General features: G+C 25.0%; 24 protein-coding genes and 2 pseudogenes. 9 read left to right on the plus strand and 17 right to left on the minus strand.

Features of this window, described 5'->3' with window-relative positions:
- Positions 1–8 precede the first annotated feature (8 nt).
- The 4 genes from AACL22_RS11530 to AACL22_RS11545 are packed head-to-tail and all read left to right on the plus strand — an operon-like array spanning position 9 to position 3,690.
- On the plus strand, positions 9–569 hold the full coding sequence (locus AACL22_RS11530; RefSeq protein ID WP_338988787.1) for a hypothetical protein: 561 nt from the start codon (positions 9–11) through the stop codon (positions 567–569).
- Between the two features lie 15 nt (positions 570–584).
- Positions 585–854, plus strand: coding sequence for a hypothetical protein (locus AACL22_RS11535; RefSeq protein WP_338988785.1), 270 nt, complete (start codon positions 585–587; stop codon positions 852–854).
- A gap of 14 nt (positions 855–868) precedes the next feature.
- The gene (locus AACL22_RS11540; RefSeq protein WP_338992300.1) at positions 869–2,122 is read left to right on the plus strand and encodes a hypothetical protein; all 1,254 of its coding nucleotides are present in this window, start codon (positions 869–871) and stop codon (positions 2,120–2,122) included.
- The gene (locus AACL22_RS11545; RefSeq protein ID WP_338992303.1) at positions 2,122–3,690 is read left to right on the plus strand and encodes a hypothetical protein; all 1,569 of its coding nucleotides are present in this window, start codon (positions 2,122–2,124) and stop codon (positions 3,688–3,690) included. Before AACL22_RS11540 ends, AACL22_RS11545 begins: the two co-directional genes overlap by 1 nt.
- A gap of 878 nt (positions 3,691–4,568) precedes the next feature.
- Here AACL22_RS11545 and AACL22_RS11550 read toward each other — a convergent pair.
- The 9 genes from AACL22_RS11550 to AACL22_RS11590 form a co-directional block, all read right to left on the minus strand.
- Positions 4,569–6,056 (minus strand): hypothetical protein, encoded by a 1,488-nt coding sequence (locus tag AACL22_RS11550; RefSeq protein WP_338992306.1) that lies wholly within the window; start codon positions 6,054–6,056, stop codon positions 4,569–4,571.
- Positions 6,056–7,309, minus strand: coding sequence for a hypothetical protein (locus AACL22_RS11555; RefSeq protein WP_338992300.1), 1,254 nt, complete (start codon positions 7,307–7,309; stop codon positions 6,056–6,058). The genes AACL22_RS11550 and AACL22_RS11555 overlap by 1 nt, the downstream gene beginning before the upstream one ends.
- A 14-nt stretch (positions 7,310–7,323) precedes the next feature.
- The gene (locus tag AACL22_RS11560; protein ID WP_338990836.1) at positions 7,324–7,593 is read right to left on the minus strand and encodes a hypothetical protein; all 270 of its coding nucleotides are present in this window, start codon (positions 7,591–7,593) and stop codon (positions 7,324–7,326) included.
- Positions 7,594–7,608: 15 nt separating this feature from the next.
- Positions 7,609–8,544, minus strand: a complete 936-nt coding sequence (locus tag AACL22_RS11565) for a hypothetical protein (protein ID WP_338992307.1) — start codon at positions 8,542–8,544, stop codon at positions 7,609–7,611.
- 12 nt (positions 8,545–8,556) lie between these two features.
- Complete coding sequence (locus AACL22_RS11570) at positions 8,557–8,868, minus strand: hypothetical protein (RefSeq protein WP_338992310.1); 312 nt, start codon at positions 8,866–8,868, stop codon at positions 8,557–8,559.
- Between the two features lie 114 nt (positions 8,869–8,982).
- A complete protein-coding gene (locus AACL22_RS11575; RefSeq protein ID WP_338992313.1) occupies positions 8,983–9,408 on the minus strand; it encodes a hypothetical protein in 426 nt (141 codons plus the stop codon).
- Positions 9,392–9,535, minus strand: a complete 144-nt coding sequence (locus AACL22_RS11580; protein WP_338989351.1) for a hypothetical protein — start codon at positions 9,533–9,535, stop codon at positions 9,392–9,394. Before AACL22_RS11580 ends, AACL22_RS11575 begins: the two co-directional genes overlap by 17 nt.
- A gap of 42 nt (positions 9,536–9,577) precedes the next feature.
- Positions 9,578–10,015 (minus strand): hypothetical protein, encoded by a 438-nt coding sequence (locus tag AACL22_RS11585; protein WP_338989874.1) that lies wholly within the window; start codon positions 10,013–10,015, stop codon positions 9,578–9,580.
- A gap of 95 nt (positions 10,016–10,110) precedes the next feature.
- Positions 10,111–11,172, minus strand: coding sequence for a hypothetical protein (locus AACL22_RS11590; protein ID WP_338992316.1), 1,062 nt, complete (start codon positions 11,170–11,172; stop codon positions 10,111–10,113).
- Between the two features lie 62 nt (positions 11,173–11,234).
- On the opposite strand from AACL22_RS11590, the gene AACL22_RS11595 reads away from it, so the two are divergent.
- Together AACL22_RS11595 and AACL22_RS11600 are read left to right on the plus strand one after the other, a co-directional pair.
- Positions 11,235–11,498, plus strand: coding sequence for a hypothetical protein (locus tag AACL22_RS11595; protein WP_338988671.1), 264 nt, complete (start codon positions 11,235–11,237; stop codon positions 11,496–11,498).
- A 140-nt stretch (positions 11,499–11,638) separates the two neighbouring features.
- Entirely contained in the window at positions 11,639–12,349 is a 711-nt protein-coding gene (locus AACL22_RS11600; protein WP_338993094.1) for an IS3 family transposase, read from the plus strand.
- Positions 12,350–12,363: 14 nt separating this feature from the next.
- Here the strand turns inward: AACL22_RS11600 and AACL22_RS11605 are convergent, their stop codons facing one another.
- From AACL22_RS11605 to AACL22_RS11625, 5 genes are all read right to left on the minus strand, one after another.
- Positions 12,364–12,570, minus strand: a complete 207-nt coding sequence (locus AACL22_RS11605) for a hypothetical protein (protein WP_338992319.1) — start codon at positions 12,568–12,570, stop codon at positions 12,364–12,366.
- 18 nt (positions 12,571–12,588) lie between these two features.
- Positions 12,589–13,047, minus strand: a complete 459-nt coding sequence (locus AACL22_RS11610; protein WP_338988799.1) for a hypothetical protein — start codon at positions 13,045–13,047, stop codon at positions 12,589–12,591.
- A gap of 11 nt (positions 13,048–13,058) precedes the next feature.
- The gene (locus AACL22_RS11615; RefSeq protein ID WP_338989005.1) at positions 13,059–13,217 is read right to left on the minus strand and encodes a hypothetical protein; all 159 of its coding nucleotides are present in this window, start codon (positions 13,215–13,217) and stop codon (positions 13,059–13,061) included.
- A 213-nt stretch (positions 13,218–13,430) separates the two neighbouring features.
- The gene (locus AACL22_RS11620; protein ID WP_338992321.1) at positions 13,431–13,832 is read right to left on the minus strand and encodes a hypothetical protein; all 402 of its coding nucleotides are present in this window, start codon (positions 13,830–13,832) and stop codon (positions 13,431–13,433) included.
- A gap of 86 nt (positions 13,833–13,918) precedes the next feature.
- Positions 13,919–14,161 (minus strand): hypothetical protein, encoded by a 243-nt coding sequence (locus AACL22_RS11625; RefSeq protein WP_338992322.1) that lies wholly within the window; start codon positions 14,159–14,161, stop codon positions 13,919–13,921.
- Between the two features lie 1,081 nt (positions 14,162–15,242).
- Here AACL22_RS11625 and AACL22_RS11630 point away from each other — a divergent pair.
- Positions 15,243–15,491, plus strand: coding sequence for a hypothetical protein (locus AACL22_RS11630; protein ID WP_083436107.1), 249 nt, complete (start codon positions 15,243–15,245; stop codon positions 15,489–15,491).
- Positions 15,492–15,547: 56 nt separating this feature from the next.
- Positions 15,548–17,260: an MSC_0882 family membrane protein gene (locus AACL22_RS11635; RefSeq protein WP_338992328.1), complete on the plus strand. Its 1,713-nt coding sequence runs from the start codon at positions 15,548–15,550 to the stop codon at positions 17,258–17,260.
- A 386-nt stretch (positions 17,261–17,646) separates the two neighbouring features.
- On the opposite strand, the pseudogene AACL22_RS11640 reads toward AACL22_RS11635, so the two are convergent.
- The 3 genes and pseudogenes from AACL22_RS11640 to AACL22_RS11655 form a co-directional block, all read right to left on the minus strand.
- A pseudogene (locus AACL22_RS11640) lies at positions 17,647–18,602 on the minus strand (IS30 family transposase).
- 168 nt (positions 18,603–18,770) lie between these two features.
- Positions 18,771–19,730: an IS3 family transposase gene (locus AACL22_RS11650; protein ID WP_338993096.1), complete on the minus strand. Its 960-nt coding sequence runs from the start codon at positions 19,728–19,730 to the stop codon at positions 18,771–18,773.
- The gene (locus AACL22_RS11655) at positions 19,697–19,960 is read right to left on the minus strand and encodes a hypothetical protein (protein ID WP_338988671.1); all 264 of its coding nucleotides are present in this window, start codon (positions 19,958–19,960) and stop codon (positions 19,697–19,699) included. The genes AACL22_RS11650 and AACL22_RS11655 overlap by 34 nt, the downstream gene beginning before the upstream one ends.
- 253 nt (positions 19,961–20,213) lie before the next feature.
- Between AACL22_RS11655 and AACL22_RS11660 the strand changes: the two are divergent.
- Positions 20,214–21,173: pseudogene (locus AACL22_RS11660) on the plus strand (IS30 family transposase).
- Positions 21,174–21,331 lie beyond the last annotated feature (158 nt).

Genomic DNA, 21,331 nt, shown 5'->3' on the forward strand with positions numbered 1-21,331 from the left:
AAGGTCTATTGCCTACCTATGCAAAATCATTGGCTAATTTAACAACTTTAAAGAAAATGTTTCGTACTTTTCAAGAAGAAGGTATTGATTTAACAATGATTGATTTAGAAGCATATTATACTCAATTAGAAGTTGATGCTTTATTAGATAAACTTGTTATAGAAAAAATTAAAGATGAAAAACTTGCAAAAATAAAAGAAGAAATTTTAGATGAATTAAAAAAATCAATTGTTATACCAAAAGTTCCAGATTGAGAAATTGTTGATACTAGTGATTTTAAAGTTGGACAAAAAGGATATACTATTCCTAATTTTGATAAAGAAAATTATATTTATAGAATTTGAGCCTCAGGAAAAAATATCAAAGGAGATTTAAAAAGTCAAGGGATGTTGCAAACAAGGCATAGTTTTAGACAAACAATAGGTGTTATATATGATCAAATAGGTGTTAATAGTGCATGTTTAGCATTATCTATTAATCCTGATGGATTGATTAATATTGGAGTTAATGGTCCAGCAACATTTAGACCTTTGGGATTTGTGTTTATTGAAAGAAAAAAGGTAAATTAGAAAGGAGATGTTATTATGTCAAAAGTAAATATTAAAGATGTAATTATGTTTTTGAAAATCTTTGGAGTTTCATCATTGTTTTTTATCGCAGGAATTATTATTTGTTTTATAGGAGAAAAAACATTAGGTATTTCTTGACCGGCATATGTTATTGTTTCAGCAATGCTTATCGGAGCTGGAATTATAGTTTTGATTATTGAAACAATTAGATTTATCAAAACACATAACAAAAAACAAAAAGAAGATAGTATTGAAGATGTTATTAAAAAAGAAGAAACAAAATAAAGGGGAAGTTATAAATGGGATTGTTACCAGCAAAAAAGAAAATAAAAAAAGATTATGATATTGATAGTTATTATCTTAATTTAGCATCAACTATTACTAATCGTAAAAATGTTACTGTTCAAAAACATAATGAGATTTTAAAAAAAAGAATTTGTGAAGATAATGCTAATTTTTTAAATCCACGAGATTTAGAAATTAGCATTTATAATCCACTTACTAATCAACAATTAGATACTAAATTAATTAATAACTTTTTAAAGATGCAAGACTTTACTAATAAAAATTGATATAACGAATATAAAATTAATAAGAATGGTAGGGGTGCATACTTTATTTTTGTTAATAATTCAAAACTTAATTTTATTACTATTGATTTTTACAATGACCAATATGATGAATTAGGTAATTTAGTATCTTGTACTTTTGATTATGACTCTTATATTAAAAATGACCAGAGTATTTTTATTACTGAAAAATTAGAGATTGATGCTGTAACTAAACAAGTTAAAGTTATTAGAAAGTTAAAAACACGATTATATAGTACTATTACCGACTTATATATTGATGATGCTAAATGAAATAACTATACAACTTTACAAAGAGAAGAAATATTACCACTTAATTTTATTCCAATTCAAATTATTCCTAATAACCCTAATTTTGAGCCTTCTGCTCGTTATGGTAAACAATTTGCTAGTATTTTAGATATTATTGCTGAAAAGATAATGTTAGATCCATTATTAAATAGTGGTAAATTTACTATTAATACTAACGGCGTGACTGGTGTAGTTGACCAAGAAATTAGTAAAATGCTAGCTTCATTTATTGAAAATGACTTGTTATTAGTTGAAGGAGACCCTGATAGTAATTTTCAACCAGTAGATTATATTGCGGGTAATTTTAAAGGTGAACAATTAACCAAAATATATGATTGATTATTAACTAATTACTATAAAATAAATCGCCATCATGTTCCCGCAATCGCCAAGGGAGCCCAACAAACACAAGCAGAAGTTGCGGGAGTAAATATTCAAACAAACGCATCATATGAACAAATGATATATATTAGAGAAATTAAATTAACTGAATTCATTATTAAGTTAATTAAATATGATAATGCGATTTTAAACAGTAGAACATTCAATATTAAAAATATTGATGAGTTAATTGTTGATGTTCGCTTACCAGTAAATGCTACTTTAAACAGACAATTAAAAAACAACGAAACTATTATCAATATGCCTAATGAAGAAGGAGAACAAGAATAATGTTAAAACCATCTGAAAAAATGTTAGCACAATTAGCGGAAAATGATGAACCAATTGACTATTCAATCGATAGTATTCCGTTAGATTTTGCTGCTCAATCGCAGTACAGCAACCCTGACTTAGAACAATTATTTACTGAAGACCGTGCAAGAACCTTATATATTTATAAAATTAATAATATTGTTAAGACAAAGCAAAAACCAATCTTAAATTACTCTCAAAATAGCGTTAAAATAGGTTTTATTGACAAAGATGAATATATTAAAATAACTGGTTATGAAATTAGTGATTTTAACTTTAAATTACAAATTCAACAAAATACCACAGTCCAAGATAATAGCACAAGTTATGTTATGATTGATGAAAAAGATATTTTAATTAATGATATTTCAAAACAAGACAAAGAATTTTTAGAATCCTATGACTTAAAAATAGTATCTATTAATGAGCCAATTAGTGAAGATAACAAAAATGAATGTTATATCATTGAAGAATACAAAGGCCCTTATTCACCCGATGGTGTTAATATTATTAAATCTATGCATTTAGTTAAAATAACTGATTTTAAATGAAAAAACCAAAATAGTATTCATTTAGTATTACAAAAATCATTACCCGAAGACACAGTATTTACTGGGATTGAAATTAAATACCCTAAATCAATGTTATTTGGAAATATTAAGTGTTGAGACAATGTTAATGGTGTTTATTCTTATCCATCATCAATAGTTGAAAACGCTAGTTTAGTACCTTTACTATCAATGCCAATTGAAACAAACCCTAATGTAAGAATATTTCAGTATTGATTTACTGAAAGTTTTTTACCATGAAGTATAGCCAAAAACTATATTCAAGGAAAAGATATTTTAGATTTGGTAAATAAAAATGGTTTAGAAAAAGTTTTATTAAATTATTTAACATATCGTTATAATTATGACCGTAAATTTCAAGGAGCAAAATACGATGAAAAAGGTAATCCTACCAATAAAGCGGCTGAACTGCGCCAAAAATTTGAAGGACAAAAACCAGAAGATGTAATTGATGGTTTATTTAAAAACTGAAAATTAGATAATTCCACATTTCTTAATGAAAATGTTGTCAAAAGATTTAAACAAATTATTTATATGTTATCAAATTATACATATAGCAAGTATGCAATTAATAAAGGCTATAATGATGATATTAAATTAATTGCTCCTTATTATTTTAAACTAATTTCAAAACCAAATAGATTAGAAGAAGGATATTTTTATTTTTCAGATTGTCAAGTACAAATATATTCATTATATTTTGATTTTATTGGTTCTAATCCACCAATTACAGTAAATTATTGAAAAGAAATTAAAGCACAAGAAAAACCATTTAATCAAGTGGATAATAAATGATATTTTGCTATATGGAAACCTAATAATTCTATTTATTGAAAAATATCAAAATTTAAACACGATACAAATAAAGGAAAAAAAAGAGGATTGAGATCCATTAAAACCATATTATATTGATCTCTTTTTATGGGTTTTTGAAACAAAAGAACAAGATTTATTAATAGATGATCAATCAGAAGGTAAAATAGAACGAATTTTTTGAAATGAAGATAAGGGACGAAATTTTAAAGCAGTTTATCGTTGAAATGGTGGTGGTGAACCTCTTAAACCTTTAATTGATTCAAGTACTGGAAAAATTATTGATTGAAATTTAAAACAACAAATAAATGTTAATAATAACAAAGATAATGAAATTAAAGTAAGTGTTAAAAACAAAGATATTTCAGAAAATCCTATTTATCGATTAGAAGCAAATTTTTTAATTGATTATCCGTAACAAATGAATTAGAAACAAATAACATTCCTTCTCTTATTCCATCAGAAATTAAATTATCTGATGGTGAATATGGGAAATATTTAACTAATTTAATTGTTTCTAATGACAAAATAGAAAACTATTTAAATTATTTTTCTGAATGATATAAATTACTTTATTCTAAAATAGATTGAATTAGTACAATCGAAGATTTAATTGATTATAGTATTAAAATAACTTTTGATAAAAAACTATTTAATTTAAATCAAATTGAAATATCAGGTATATGAGGTTATGGTAATTATGAAATTACAATTTTTACTGAAAAAGAACAAATTAATATTAATAATTTACAACTATTTAATAAAAATAATGAAAAATTATCATTAATTATATTAGAAATATAAAAAGTCATTTATTAAAATGACTTTTTATTATTCATTAACTTTTACATTACCGGTTTTATCAATAATTAAATTAGGTACATTAGTATCTTCTAAATTTCAACGATAAACTGCTTTAAAATTTCGTCCCTTATCTTCATTTCAAAAAATTCGTTTTATTTTACCTTCTGATTGATCATCTATTAATAAATCTTGTTCTTTTGTTTCAAAAACCCATAAAAAGAGATCAATATAATATGGTTTTAATGGATCTCAATCCTCTTTTTTTTTCCTTTATTTGTATCGTGTTTAAATTTTGATATTTTTCAATAAATAGAATTATTAGGTTTCCATATAGCAAAATATCATTTATTATCCACTTGATTAAATGGTTTTTCTTGTGCTTTAATTTCTTTTCAATAATTTACTGTAATTGGTGGATTAGAACCAATAAAATCAAAATATAATGAATATATTTGTACTTGACAATCTGAAAAATAAAAATATCCTTCTTCTAATCTATTTGGTTTTGAAATTAGTTTAAAATAATAAGGAGCAATTAATTTAATATCATCATTATAGCCTTTATTAATTGCATACTTGCTATATGTATAATTTGATAACATATAAATAATTTGTTTAAATCTTTTGACAACATTTTCATTAAGAAATGTGGAATTATCTAATTTTCAATTTTCAAATAAACCATCAATTACATCTTCTGGTTTTTGTCCTTCAAATTTTTGGCGCAGTTCAGCCGCTTTATTGGTAGGATTACCTTTTTCATCGTATTTTGCTCCTTGAAATTTACGGTCATAATTATAACGATATGTTAAATAATTTAATAAAACTTTTTCTAAACCATTTTTATTTACCAAATCTAAAATATCTTTTCCTTGAATATAGTTTTTGGCTATACTTCATGGTAAAAAACTTTCAGTAAATCAATACTGAAATATTCTTACATTAGGGTTTGTTTCAATTGGCATTGATAGTAAAGGTACTAAACTAGCGTTTTCAACTATTGATGATGAATAAGAATAAACACCATTAACATTGTCTCAACACTTAATATTTCCAAATAACATTGATTTAGGGTATTTAATTTCAATCCCAGTAAATACTGTGTCTTCGGGTAATGATTTTTGTAATACTAAATGAATACTATTTTGGTTTTTTCATTTAAAATCAGTTATTTTAACTAAATGCATAGATTTAATAATATTAACACCATCGGGTGAATAAGGGCCTTTGTATTCTTCAATGATATAACATTCATTTTTGTTATCTTCACTAATTGGCTCATTAATAGATACTATTTTTAAGTCATAGGATTCTAAAAATTCTTTGTCTTGTTTTGAAATATCATTAATTAAAATATCTTTTTCATCAATCATAACATAACTTGTGCTATTATCTTGGACTGTGGTATTTTGTTGAATTTGTAATTTAAAGTTAAAATCACTAATTTCATAACCAGTTATTTTAATATATTCATCTTTGTCAATAAAACCTATTTTAACGCTATTTTGAGAGTAATTTAAGATTGGTTTTTGCTTTGTCTTAACAATATTATTAATTTTATAAATATATAAGGTTCTTGCACGGTCTTCAGTAAATAATTGTTCTAAGTCAGGGTTGCTGTACTGCGATTGAGCAGCAAAATCTAACGGAATACTATCGATTGAATAGTCAATTGGTTCATCATTTTCCGCTAATTGTGCTAACATTTTTTCAGATGGTTTTAACATTATTCTTGTTCTCCTTCTTCATTAGGCATATTGATAATAGTTTCGTTGTTTTTTAATTGTCTGTTTAAAGTAGCATTTACTGGTAAGCGAACATCAACAATTAACTCATCAATATTTTTAATATTGAATGTTCTACTGTTTAAAATCGCATTATCATATTTAATTAACTTAATAATGAATTCAGTTAATTTAATTTCTCTAATATATATCATTTGTTCATATGATGCGTTTGTTTGAATATTTACTCCCGCAACTTCTGCTTGTGTTTGTTGGGCTCCCTTGGCGATTGCGGGAACATGATGGCGATTTATTTTATAGTAATTAGTTAATAATCAATCATATATTTTGGTTAATTGTTCACCTTTAAAATTACCCGCAATATAATCTACTGGTTGAAAATTACTATCAGGGTCTCCTTCAACTAATAACAAGTCATTTTCAATAAATGAAGCTAGCATTTTACTAATTTCTTGGTCAACTACACCAGTCACGCCGTTAGTATTAATAGTAAATTTACCACTATTTAATAATGGATCTAACATTATCTTTTCAGCAATAATATCTAAAATACTAGCAAATTGTTTACCATAACGAGCAGAAGGCTCAAAATTAGGGTTATTAGGAATAATTTGAATTGGAATAAAATTAAGTGGTAATATTTCTTCTCTTTGTAAAGTTGTATAGTTATTTCATTTAGCATCATCAATATATAAGTCGGTAATAGTACTATATAATCGTGTTTTTAACTTTCTAATAACTTTAACTTGTTTAGTTACAGCATCAATCTCTAATTTTTCAGTAATAAAAATACTCTGGTCATTTTTAATATAAGAGTCATAATCAAAAGTACAAGATACTAAATTACCTAATTCATCATATTGGTCATTGTAAAAATCAATAGTAATAAAATTAAGTTTTGAATTATTAACAAAAATAAAGTATGCACCCCTACCATTCTTATTAATTTTATATTCGTTATATCAATTTTTATTAGTAAAGTCTTGCATCTTTAAAAAGTTATTAATTAATTTAGTATCTAATTGTTGATTAGTAAGTGGATTATAAATGCTAATTTCTAAATCTCGTGGATTTAAAAAATTAGCATTATCTTCACAAATTCTTTTTTTTAAAATCTCATTATGTTTTTGAACAGTAACATTTTTACGATTAGTAATAGTTGATGCTAAATTAAGATAATAACTATCAATATCATAATCTTTTTTTATTTTCTTTTTTGCTGGTAACAATCCCATTTATAACTTCCCCTTTATTTTGTTTCTTCTTTTTTAATAACATCTTCAATACTATCTTCTTTTTGTTTTTTGTTATGTGTTTTGATAAATCTAATTGTTTCAATAATCAAAACTATAATTCCAGCTCCGATAAGCATTGCTGAAACAATAACATATGCCGGTCAAGAAATACCTAATGTTTTTTCTCCTATAAAACAAATAATAATTCCTGCGATAAAAAACAATGATGAAACTCCAAAGATTTTCAAAAACATAATTACATCTTTAATATTTACTTTTGGCATAATAACATCTCCTTTCTAATTTACCTTTTTTCTTTCAATAAACACAAATCCCAAAGGTCTAAATGTTGCTGGACCATTAACTCCAATATTAATCAATCCATCAGGATTAATAGATAATGCTAAACATGCACTATTAACACCTATTTGATCATATATAACACCTATTGTTTGTCTAAAACTATGCCTTGTTTGCAACATCCCTTGACTTTTTAAATCTCCTTTGATATTTTTTCCTGAGGCTCAAATTCTATAAATATAATTTTCTTTATCAAAATTAGGAATAGTATATCCTTTTTGTCCAACTTTAAAATCACTAGTATCAACAATTTCTCAATCTGGAACTTTTGGTATAACAATTGATTTTTTTAATTCATCTAAAATTTCTTCTTTTATTTTTGCAAGTTTTTCATCTTTAATTTTTTCTATAACAAGTTTATCTAATAAAGCATCAACTTCTAATTGAGTATAATATGCTTCTAAATCAATCATTGTTAAATCAATACCTTCTTCTTGAAAAGTACGAAACATTTTCTTTAAAGTTGTTAAATTAGCCAATGATTTTGCATAGGTAGGCAATAGACCTTGTCAAGTAATCATAGGGTCATTTTGCGATGAATAATTAATATCACCAACACTCATATTTGCCGAAGTAAAAAATTCAATTGGAATGCGGTTAAATGTTCAATGCTCAATCGTAATAAACACCATATTAATACAAATTTTCTTTAATAATGGATCTTTAAATGTTTCAAACTTTAGTTTTGAAAATGGATAGTTTAAGTAAGAATTAATCATATTTTGGGCTCTTAAAGCAAATGTTTTAAATCATAATTCTACATCACCTTTAAAGAACTTATTATAACGAACTGGAACTTGTGTAATTTTACCTGTCATTGGAATAAAATTATTATAATTTTCCAAAGTAACATTTTGTCATAATTCATTTAACATTTAATCATCTCCTTATCATTTACTTTTTTTAAAATATATTTTCTTTAATATAAATTTTTTACTATTTAGTAATGTTTTTGTTTTAATTGTTTTGTTTAAATCTTGTTTTGTTCTGAGTTGTTTATATGCTTGAAATACTAGTCCATTACCTAACAAACTAGTAACCACACTATCTTCTAGCGTATTTAACAATTTATCTTTATTAAAGTTATTTTTAAATTGTTCTTGCATTTTTAATATCTTAGCAATTATCCGATATATTTTAAAACTATCTTTTATTACTTGCTGATAAACAAGTGGGGCAAAAGAAACTAAATTAAACAAACTGTTCTGCTTTGATTAAAGTTGTCATAACGACAATAGGGACATATTTAGGATTTTTATAATATATTGTTAAAGCAACTTCGCCCGCAACTGATAATGGAACAATTTTTACTGCTAAAAAAACATCAGAACCATAAGCAAAGGGTAATAATTGGCCTTTTTAATAGCTTTAGTTTCAAATTTAGAGAATATTTTTTTAGTTTTATCAGTAATTTTATTAATTACTTTTTGTTTAATTGTAATTATTTGTTTTTCAATTGGAGCTAATAATTTTTTAGTTACTTTTTGAATATAAAAATTTGGGTTTAAATGATTTAAAATTTTATTTAATTTAATTGGTGTTTGGTGAAAAATATTTAATAATTTATTATTATATATTTTACTGCTCCGCATTAAATTAGCATTTAATAGTAGATTTTTACCAACACCTTTTTTATGAAGATTAGTCATAATGTTATATCACTCATTAGTATTAATTTTGCTTATTTTATCAATATTTAATCCATATTCATATAACAATTTATTAGCATTTTTTTTCATTTACGCGCGGTATTTTTTGAACTAATGTAGGGCTTATTTTTTGAATATTTTTCTCAATTTTTAATAAATTATTAATTGTTTCTAAATTAGAAACTTTAAAACCTTTATAAAAATCATTTCGGGCCAATTTACCAAATGTATATAATAAAGTTTCATTATTAGCCTGCTTTTAAAAATCAAATATTAATTTATCAGATAAAATCTTTTTGCCTGTAACTTGTTTTACAACATCTTCTAAATTATTAGCAGTTATTACACCTAATTTTTCAAGTAATTTAGTTTCTTTTGCTAATTTTAAAATTCTAGTTGTTCGAGCAGCACGCGTTAATTTACCAACACCGCCAATTGCTGGTAACAAATTTAAGGCGGTACTTTTTGCTGTTACTTCTGATGTTAATTTATCATATATTTGATTTACGGCAAAATCGGTTGCTGTTTCTACTCCAAACGAGATAAATGCTGCGGCAAAATTAGATAATCCCGTACCAAGACCAACAGCCGAAGCAATACCACCAGTTAAAACTGATAAACCAAGAGCTAAAACTTGAATTCCTAAAAATTCTAATAACTGTAAACCAAAATTTTTTTCTTGTTGTTGGATTGACAATCTAGTTGGATTTTTTTAACAGCATAAATAAGAGCTGTTTTAGATGTTCTAATTGGCATATCTATCAAACGAAAAAGTACTATTTTTTAGTACTATTAAGAATTTTTAATTTTAACATCAATCGGAAATGTTTGACCAGTAGCGTTGTTTTTACCTTCAATTTGAACAGAAACAGTTTTATCATTTGTAATATTAATTGGTCAATCTTCACCTTTACTTTCAATAAAGTAATCAAAATCACTTTCAGTTAAAGAACTATTTACGGCTTTAACTGCTTTTAAAACAACATCTTTAAATTGTGGTTTTAACTGTTCTGCTGTTGTTTGTGTTGGATTTACAACATGAATAGTTGGTTTATCTAATTTATTAATTTTACTAATATCAATTTTTGTAACAATATGTTTAATAATTCCTTTAGGTTCAACTACTGCTCCACCTAAATATAAAACTCTTTCCATAATTAAAGTATTACCCATTCCAGTACCTAACGCAGCAGCACCAACCCTTAGCGGAGTATGGTCTTTTTTGCGTAAAATAAGAGGATCATATTTTTTACTAAATTTAAAGGCAATTGCATTAACTCCGTTTGGTAATAATTCAATTGTTCCTTCTGAACCATCTTTATTAATAATTGGTAATTTTTTAGGAACCATATAATATGTTGTTCCTTCAACAGTTTTCATTGCTCCACTTGTTTCAATTACGCTATTTATTTGGTCATTTGCGCCAAATTGTAACTGTAATTTATTACGAATTCCACGAATAAAATCAGCCGAACCCAAGACAACTGTTTCTGATGGGGTAAAGCCATTTTCATATATTTTATCCATAATTTCATCGTGGATTTGTAAAGCATTTGTATCATCTGATTTTTGTCCTTGAATAGTTGTAACAGTTCCTTTATTAATAATTTTTAAAATTTTATTGCGTCTATAAGCAACTTCAGTATCCATTGCTTGCTCAATATCAGCCGCCCAAAGATTGGGATTAAAATCACTTTCTACGGGGTCTAATTTACGAGCAAAAGTTAAAATTGTATCTAATTCAACTGTTCCATCTTCAAACTTTACTTCAGTATAGTTTAAAAGACTGTCATCAGTATTAAATACTTTTTTATCTTTTCCTATACCTTCATTATATTTAATATTAGAGTGCACCCAAAAAAGTAAGTAAAATAAAAAAAGATTTTGCTAAATTTTTATAGGGGGTGCATTTTTATATGGCAAAAAAAGGACAAAAATATAACAAATATACATCAGAATTTAGAACAAAAATCATTGAGGAAATTAAACAAAAAAGTTGTTGAATAGTAGCAAAACAATATAATATAAATGCAAATACAGTAGAATCTTGATGAGCAAATCATAAAAAAGGAAAATTAAACAATCCTAAAGGACCTAAAATTTCTTTTGGCAAAAGAAATTTAGAATATTATAAAACAAGGTATGAATTATTAAAAAAGCTCCATGACTTTTACAATTAAGCAAACTAAGAATTGTCTCTTTTATTAAACAAAATTTTTGTGAATATTCAATAAAATTATTACTAGAAGTAACAGGGTTAAAACGTAGTTATTGAGATAAATATAAAAATTATGACAGTAGCAAAAAAGATAAAAAAGCAATAAATGATATTGTAAAAGTCTATGAAGAAAATTTAAAACAATTTGGTTATCGAAGAATTACTAAATATTTAAAGGAAGATTATGGTATAAAATATAATTCAAAAAAAGTTTTAAGAATTATGCGTGATAATCAAATACAATCTGAATATGTAAGAAAAATGAGAAGAAAAATGAAATATAAACAGAATAAAGAAAAAAGCTTATTGCAATATCCTGATTTAATTAATCGTAAATTCAATGATATAAAAACAAGGTTTTCAGTACTATATACTGATGTAACATATTTAATTTGAAAAGGAGAAAGATATTATCAATCAACAATTATTGATGGATATACTAAAGAAATAGTTGATGTAAAGTGATCTAAATATAATGACAATAAATTAGTAATGGATAATTTAAATGATGCAATTAATAAAATAAAATTAATAAAAAAAGATCTGAATGGAATAATAATTCACTCAGATCACGGATATCAATATACATCCACTATTTATCACGATAAATGTTTATCTAACGGTATTACAATTTCAATGGGAAAAAATTACCACTGTGCAGATAATATTGTTATAGAAAGTTTTCATTCATTACTTAAGAAAGCTACAATCCATAATAAAATATATAATTCACATAAAGAATATATACAAGATGTTATAAAATGAAATACATGATATTCAAATCGTAAAGAAAAAGATATAATTAAAAAATAGTAAATACTTTTTTATTAGTACTTACTAAAATGGGTGCACTCTATATTTTTCTTTCTTTTATATGTTAAACCAAACTTATTTGCTTCTTTTCACGCAAATAATGCCTCTCAGCTAAATTTTTGTTGATAAGTTTGTAAATATCATTGGTCAAATGATTCACAATCTTTTTGTGTTGCTTGATTAACAATATCGCCGAATATTCTTTGTGGATTTTGTGCCATAATTTTATACCTTCTTTCTTATTTATTAAATACATTGTCTGTATCTAAAATATTGTTTTCTTTATTTTCTGATTTTGGTACGCCACCAGTATTAACTGTTTGTACCTTAATTAATTCATCATAAACACTCTGCAATTGTACTTTAATGATTTCAATATCATCAGTAATATCATAAGATTTTAATAAAACATTTTTAAAATCTTCATTATCAGTTAAAGAATTAATAAAATCAATTACTTCAATTTGTTTTAATTGAATTGTTTGTTCTTCAATTTGTGAAGTTAATTCAGTATTTTTTGTTTGTAGTTCGTTGATTTGTTGATTACTATTTTCTAAATTACTTGCATTAAATTCTTCAACTTCAACAGTATTTTCTAAAATAATTTCAGCAGTTTTAATATCTAAACTACCATCTTCATTTTTAATAGGTTCATTATTTTTATCAATAAGAACAAATTTTACATTTTTTAATGCCATTGTTTTTCCTCCTATTTTTTAATATTTGTATTTGTTCTTTTTCTAATCGCTTTTTGTATAATTTCGAAACTATCGACTCGAAAAGATAAAAAATAGCGTTTAGTTTTTATATTTAACTGATTAAATACTGAGCCTTTAATTTTTATCTCATCATCTTTTTTTAATTTCAAAAAAGCAGATACAACTGACGGATTATAAATTGATAATGTTGAGTAATTTAATCCTTCTCACTGACATTTCGCAGAACAAGCATCAACTTCAACACCACCAGCAACCAGTGCCTTAATTTTAGTTTTAATTGGGTTTTCATGTAATCTAACAGTTAATTCTAATTTATTAACTTTTTTATTTTAGATTTATTAGTTATTGATTTTTTAAGTAAATTACTTTTTGTTTGTGCCATTTTTTTCAACTCCTTCTGTTATAAAATATTGTAAATGTTTTCAAGCATCGTGTTCGTGCTCTGTCATTTTAATATTTCCTTTATAAATATAATTTTTCTTAACAACTGGCGATTGTAAAACATAATTTAAATTAAATAGATATTTACATAAAACTTTTAAACCACCAATAAATTTAGGAGTAGCTAATGGATTTTTTATTTTTAAACCTTTATTAAGTTGATAATCTTCAATTATTACAATAACTTTATTTAAATAAGAACAAATTTTATTTTTAAACTCATTTAATATTAAATACATATTATTTATTGCTTCTTCTTCATTTTTAGAATTAAAAGTAATATTATTAATTATTTTCTTTTGCAAAACATTATAAATAATCATACCAGTTTGTCCAATTCCAGCAGGGTCAATTGCAATAATATATTTTAATTTATTTGTTTTATTTTTTTGTCAATTTGTAATATTTTTTATCCATCGGATGCTAAATCTAAAATATCGTTAATTTTGTAATGTTGCATATAAGAAGCAATTACATCTCAATTGTTTTCAAATAAAATTAAGTACATTTTGGCTCATTCTAAACATTGCAAATCATAATGCTTTTTATGATGTGAAATACGACAATTAACAGGCTGACAATTAACTCAATCAAATGACGTTGTTATTTCATTTCAAGTTTTATTAATATACAAACTTTTATATTCTGTCATTTATCTATACTCCTTAATTATTTTTATTTGTTGCTCAAATTTCATCATTAATATCATTTACCGTTACTAGATAAGCTCGTATCATTAATTCTTGTAATTTATTTTTAATTTTTTTATTTCATTTTTTCATCAAATATTTTCCTTTCTGTAAAAAAACATAATATTCCTTTATTGGTTAATATTTTTATATTTAGTAAATAATTTATTTTAGTATTTAATTACTTCGCCCCCGCTTCACTTTGAAGGTGAGCGGGGGCGGGATAAGATATTTTGATAGAGTTTACCCCCATACGGAAATAAACAAAGAAACAGTTTACCCAGTTATTAATTACGCTTCATCCATTCCTACACAACTTTATATAAAGAAAATAACCTTTTGGAGTTCCAACCCTCTTGTTTTTTTAGTGTCCGATATTGTTTTTTTCGGTTTAACAACACTCTTTTTATGAAAACAAGTCAAAAAACACATGCTCTGACATTTCGCAAATGATTAATCTTGCCGAGAATTAAAGAAATAAATAGGAGTAGTAAATCCAATCGCTTTCACACTTTCTTTAAGACTTCGTGCCATAGATGAGTTATCCATCTTTAAGCATCAAAAAATATTAAGTTTTAAAGATTGAATTTTAGATTAATCGTTAGATAGTATCTTTATTTTTTTATCTCATTATCTTTTTTAATTCTTTGTTTATTAAATATATTTTTTAGTAATTATATTTAACAATTAACTAACAACTAAATAAAACAATTATTCAAAATTTTTTAAGAAAAAAAAGGATGGATTTTTCTGAAAAAACATATTTTATTAAGTGTAAAAGATACTATCTAACGATTAATCCAATAAATATAAGTATTTTTTACAAAATAAAAAGCACTTTATTCTTTTTCAATAAAGTGCTACATTTGCATTTACAATTTACAGATCATTAAAATTAACTTATCAAACACAAAATGAAGTAAAAACTAAATTATTAGAGACATTAGAAAAGGGTTTAGGATAAAAATAATATATTTTTTGCATAAATTTTAAAAAGTATAGTATAATACTCATAGATAGTGTGGTGTTTATATGGAGGGCTTCTTGACAACAAGCATAACAATCTTAGATTTAGACATTCCAGTAATCGGGTTAATTGGTTTTCTACTAGGATTTGCAGCGCTATTATTATTTGTTTATTTTATTATTACTTTTTCTTTATTTCGAAGTAAAAAAAGCAGTAGTAATTGAACGAATATTGTAAAATTAAAACAAGAAACTAGTTTTAAGGAAAACATTGAGTATTTTGAACAAGAAATTATGCTAGCTAAAAAAATGGGTGATAAAAACTAGCAGTTTCTTTTTTATTAATACAATGTTATTCACATTTAGGGCAGGTGAAACAAAGCATGGGTTTTTTTAATACGGTTAAATCGTTTATGGTGAAAGATAAACAACATGAGCAACCACCAATGCAATCAGCAAATCGTTTTGGTGATAATTTTAATCCTGAATTAAGAAACCAAAATAATGTTGATTTTAGTCAAAATCAACCCTATCCAAATGGAATGCCTCAAAATCATCTTTTGTCAAATCAATACTTTCGTCCAAATGAAGCATATAAACAAAACCAATTAAATAATATGGAAATGTTATATCAAAATAATAATACAATTCGTCCAGCACGAATGAACTTAAGTAACCAATATAATTATTATGCTAATAATCATGACCGCCAGTATCTTGAAGAAGACCGTGAGGTAATGAATGTAAATGCTTCACAAATGCCACCTGGTTATGTTGAGCCATATTATAATCATGATGCGGCGCAAAATTATTCGCGTCCAGTTCATCAACAAATTTTGCCACGCCGAATTCAGCAGCATGTAGCAAGTTCTAATTATGATCAATATTGGTCAGGACAACAAAATCAAGGGCGATATGACAATGCTGAATTTATGGGATATCAGAACCACCGTGATGGTTATGTTAACGATGATAATATGTATGCAAATCAATATCGTCCTCCTTATCAATCACGTGTTGCATCACCGTATCATCAATCACAAGTTAATGAACAATTTAATCGTTCAGAATTAGCTTATGATAGCAAAGGTGCCTATCGTGGTGCAAATTCAGCACAATATTTTGATGATAATCAAATGATGACAATTTCAATGCCAGCGCCACCATCGTATTATCAAAATGGTCATTTTACTCCATCAGCGCAATTTGACCCACCAGCTTTAACAAACAGTAGGGAAAATAATCGTTATGCTTATCAACCACAGTTATCAGAAAAACAACGTCGTCGTCGTTTTAATAAGGAATATGCTAACCGTTTAATTCCTTTAGAAATTGCTCGTGAGATTCGTTCGGAAAAAGTTCGTACCTTAATTATGATTATTATTGGTTTTCTTGGCACAATGATGACAAGTTTATTTATTGCCTTATATTTTATTTCTCATCAACAAGAATTAAAAGCAATTATGGGAATTAAAGCGAAATACATTCCTCATCCATTTTTGACAATTACTTTTTTGTTAATTTCTCTAGGATTATTGTTTGCCGGTATTTTTGATTTATCACGAGTTCGAATTGAAACAAATAGTTATCTTTCCAATTTAACACGGGGTAATCATACTATTCCGCATTTCTTAATTGATAATTATAAAAAAATGACTGTTCGTAGTATTGTTTTAAATTGATTAGCATTTCCGACTTATTTCTTTGATGGAATTATTTTAGGAATTTTATATGGTTTTCAACAACATTCAGGTGAAGAGTTTCGGTTTGGTTTTTGAAGTTGAGGCATTGTTGATGATTTAACAGCAGCCATTACAATTACAATTATTATTTTAATCGTAACATTAGGCGTTCATATTGCGAATATTGTTTTAACAAAAAAAAGAAAAGCAAATATTATTGGTTATTATGGATATGAAATTGTTCTTCCAGAAGAATTAGCAGCTTTAAAGAAAAAAACAAATCGTATTTGTTTAGTAATTTTTATTATTTTCTTAATTATTTTAACACTAGTAATTTCAATTCCATGATTAATTGCTCGTCGTCGTAAACGAAACGGTGATGCATTACTTGGTCGTTGGTTTAACCGAAATTAAATATTGTTTTAAAAATAATTGATAATGTTTTTCTTAACCAAAAGATAAATAATAATTGTTATTGTTTATTATTAAATTATAATGTTAGGAGAAACATTTTTTATATGAAAATAGCATTACATTTTAATAATATGATTTCTTAATCTTTTTTATTTGCAAGATAAATTTTATCTTGCAAATAATTTGTTAAGGGCATGAATGTGCTTTTTTTATTAATGTAAAGTAAAGATGCAAATAAGACAACTTGCCCTTATTAAGTCAATATTATATCTTTTATTAAAAATTGCAACTATTTTTTCAAAAAAATATTTTTTTTGAATTATGTAGTTATTTCAGCACCACGAAAAATGATTTTTGTTAAAAATCTAAAATTAATAATTAAACTATTAAATATTTTGCAAAAATACCTCTTTGGAGGATAATCAACCTAAACTTGGTCGTGGTTTCTCATTAATAATTTTCATAACTTTATTAATTTCTTTTTGAGTAATATTATTAAAATCCATTCCCTTAATGATATATTTTCTAATATCTCTATTCATTCTTTCAACTTTGGGTTTTTGTTTAGGTAAACCTGGGTCACAAAAATAAACATTAGTACCAGTAATTTTTTCAATTCCTTTTCAATCTGAAAATTCTTTTCCTCTATCAGTTATTATTTTTTTTATATTTTCTTTATAAAGTTTATTTTTAAAAATACTTTTAATGGCTTTATTAACCTCTTCTGAATTATGGTGGTCTAATTTAAAACAAATCGTATATAAACTTTTTTCTTCTGTAAAAGTCAAACAAGCAGATTGATGGTCTTTACCTACTATACAGTCCATTTGAAATCAACCAAAAGTCCCTTTTTCATGTTCTGCTTCTTCAATAAATCTAATATTTGTTAATTGTCCACGATCATCTTTTCTCTTTTTTGTTTTAAACTTTTTACCTTTAAATGGCAGTTTTTTCTTAATTTCAGTATTTTCATCATCAAAAACTCCATATTCAATATATTTGTAAAGTGTCACATGTGAAAATGGAAACTTTTCATTATACTTTTTTTCATATTCAAAAATAATTAACATTGGTGAATAGCGTCTTTTACTTAAAATTTTTCTTATATGATTTACAACTTTTTTCTAATTGTAGTATATTTTATAGATTTTTTTCTTTTATTTTTATAATCATCATTCGCTTTTTTAGGATCGTATTTTTCTTTAAGTCTTTTAGCCTCTAATCTAATTGTATTACGACTTTTATTCATTATTTTTCCTATTTTAGAATAATTAGGTGTGCCATCTTTCTTTTTAAATTTTTCGTATATTAAATATTCTTTTAAGTCATTTCTTTCTGCTAAATTAAAATGTTTAAATTTTTTCTTTTATTTTTTCATAAGACAACCTAGCCCTTTCAATTAAAATATTTATACACTAAAAATTAAAATTTTGTTGACAATACTTTAAATGATGGTAGGGTGGTGATGTAATTTAATACAAGTAGGATTTACTAGCCCTTAATCGCTTGTTTAAAAATTACTAAAAAATAGAGACTTGAAATAGAGTGCACCCATTTTAGTAAGTACTAATAAAAAAGTATTTACTATTTTTTTAATTATATCTTTTTCTTTACGATTTGAATATCATGTATTTCATTTTATAACATCTTGTATATATTTTTCATGTAAATTATATATTTTATTATGGATTGTAGCTTTCTTAAGTAATGAATGAAAACTTTCTATAACAATATTATCTGCACAGTGGTAATTTTTTCCCATTGAAATTGTAATACCGTTAGATAAACATTTATCGTGATAAATAGTGGATGTATATTGATATCCGTGATCTGAGTGAATTATTATTCCATTCAGATCTTTTTTTATTAATTTTATTTTATTAATTGCATCATTTAAATTATCCATTACTAATTTATTGTCATTATATTTAGATCACTTTACATCAACTATTTCTTTAGTATATCCATCAATAATTGTTGATTGATAATATCTTTCTCCTTTTCAAATTAAATATGTTACATCAGTATATAGTACTGAAAACCTTGTTTTTATATCATTGAATTTACGATTAATTAAATCAGGATATTGCAATAAGCTTTTTTCTTTATTCTGTTTATATTTCATTTTTCTTCTCATTTTTCTTACATATTCAGGTTGTATTTGATTATCACGCATAATTCTTAAAACTTTTTTTGAATTATATTTTATACCATAATCTTCCTTTAAATATTTAGTAATTCTTCGATAACCAAATTGTTTTAAATTTTCTTCATAGACTTTTACAATATCATTTATTGCTTTTTTATCTTTTTTGCTACTGTCATAATTTTTATATTTATCTCAATAACTACGTTTTAACCCTGTTACTTCTAGTAATAATTTTATTGAATATTCACAAAAATTTTGTTTAATAAAAAAGACAATTCTTAGTTTGTTTAATTGTAAAAGTCATGGAGCTTTTTTAATAATTCATACCTTGTTTTATAATATTCTAAATTTCTTTTGCCAAAAGAAATTTTAGGTCCTTTAGGATTGTTTAATTTTCCTTTTTTATGATTTGCTCATCAAGATTCTACTGTATTTGCATTTATATTATATTGTTTTGCTACTATTCAACAACTTTTTTGTTTAATTTCCTCAATGATTTTTGTTCTAAATTCTGATGTATATTTGTTATATTTTTGTCCTTTTTTTGCCATATAAAAATGCACCCCCTATAAAAATTTAGCAAAATCTTTTTTTATTTTACTTACTTTTTGGGGTGCACTCTATTTCAAGTCTCTAATTTTAGTAATTTTTAAACAAGTTAGAAAGAGCTGGAAAATTCACATCTTGTTTACAACTACGACACCATCTTAACATCAACTTAAAATAAGTCAACATTTTTTAAATTTAATGCTATAAATAAAATGAGAGGAGTTAAGAGCATGGAAAATTATCACCATCTAGAATATGATGAGAAAAAAAAGAATAGTTGATTTATTAAAATCTGATACTTGTAAAAAGAAAAATGGAAAAATTAGTATTAGAAAAATTGCTCGGGAAATGGGAAGAAGTCCAAACACCATTTCAAGAGAGCTTAAAAGATTTAAAAATATAGAAGATTATAATGCCCGTGAGGCACATGATGATTACTATAAAAAACGAAAAAAATCTATTAAAAAACTACCTACATTTACAGAAGAACAACAAGAATTTTTAAATTTACGATTTAATATTCTTTATGATTCACCAGTAGAAATTATTCAACGATTTTTAATAAAATTTGGTATCAAATTTCCTGCCTGTCTTAAAACATTTTATAAATGAATTTATTTAGGTCTTTTGGGTTTTTAAAAGAAAAATTTAATAAATGGTGGCAGAAGAAATAGAACAAAGAAAAGACCTGATAATCGTGGTAAATTAGATGAAAGATTTAGATTAATATGAGATATTGAAAATAAAGAATCTGATGTTGGGTTTTTTGAAATGGATACGGTAGTTGGAAAAGACCATCAATCTAGTTGTTTAGTTTTGGCAGAGAAATCAAGTAAAAAATACTTTGCTATGAAATTAGAAGAACATACTGCTAATGAAGTTTTAGAAAAACTTGAAGAATTAGTTAGAATTAATGGTTTAGTTGGAAAAATTAAAGGAATAATAACAGATAGAGGAAAAGAATTTAGTAAGTTTGAAGAAATGGAAAAAATTGCTGGTGCTAATGTTTATTTTTGTGACCCTGCTTCACCTAATCAAAAACCATTAATTGAAAGACTAAACCGTAATTTTAGAAAATGATATGGTAAAGGAACAGATTTTAATCCTGTTACACAACAAGAAATAGATTTAGTAGTTGATATTATAAATGAAAAATTAAGGCCTGTTTTGAATTGAAGAACAGCAAAAGAGGTATTTTTAGAGAATTTTAGATAAGTTTATTTGAATAATTTAATAAATTATTTTTTAGCGTGGTTAAAAAAGACATAAATTAAAGAAAATTTATTAAATTATTCAAAAATTTAAAAAATAGTTGTATTTTAAAAAAATAATGTTATTATCAAATTAATAAGAGCTGGAATGTCCTACTTGAA

This window comes from Spiroplasma endosymbiont of Seladonia tumulorum (genome assembly GCF_964020235.1).
Taxonomy (GTDB): Bacteria; Bacillota_I; Bacilli_A; order Mycoplasmatales; family Mycoplasmataceae; genus Spiroplasma.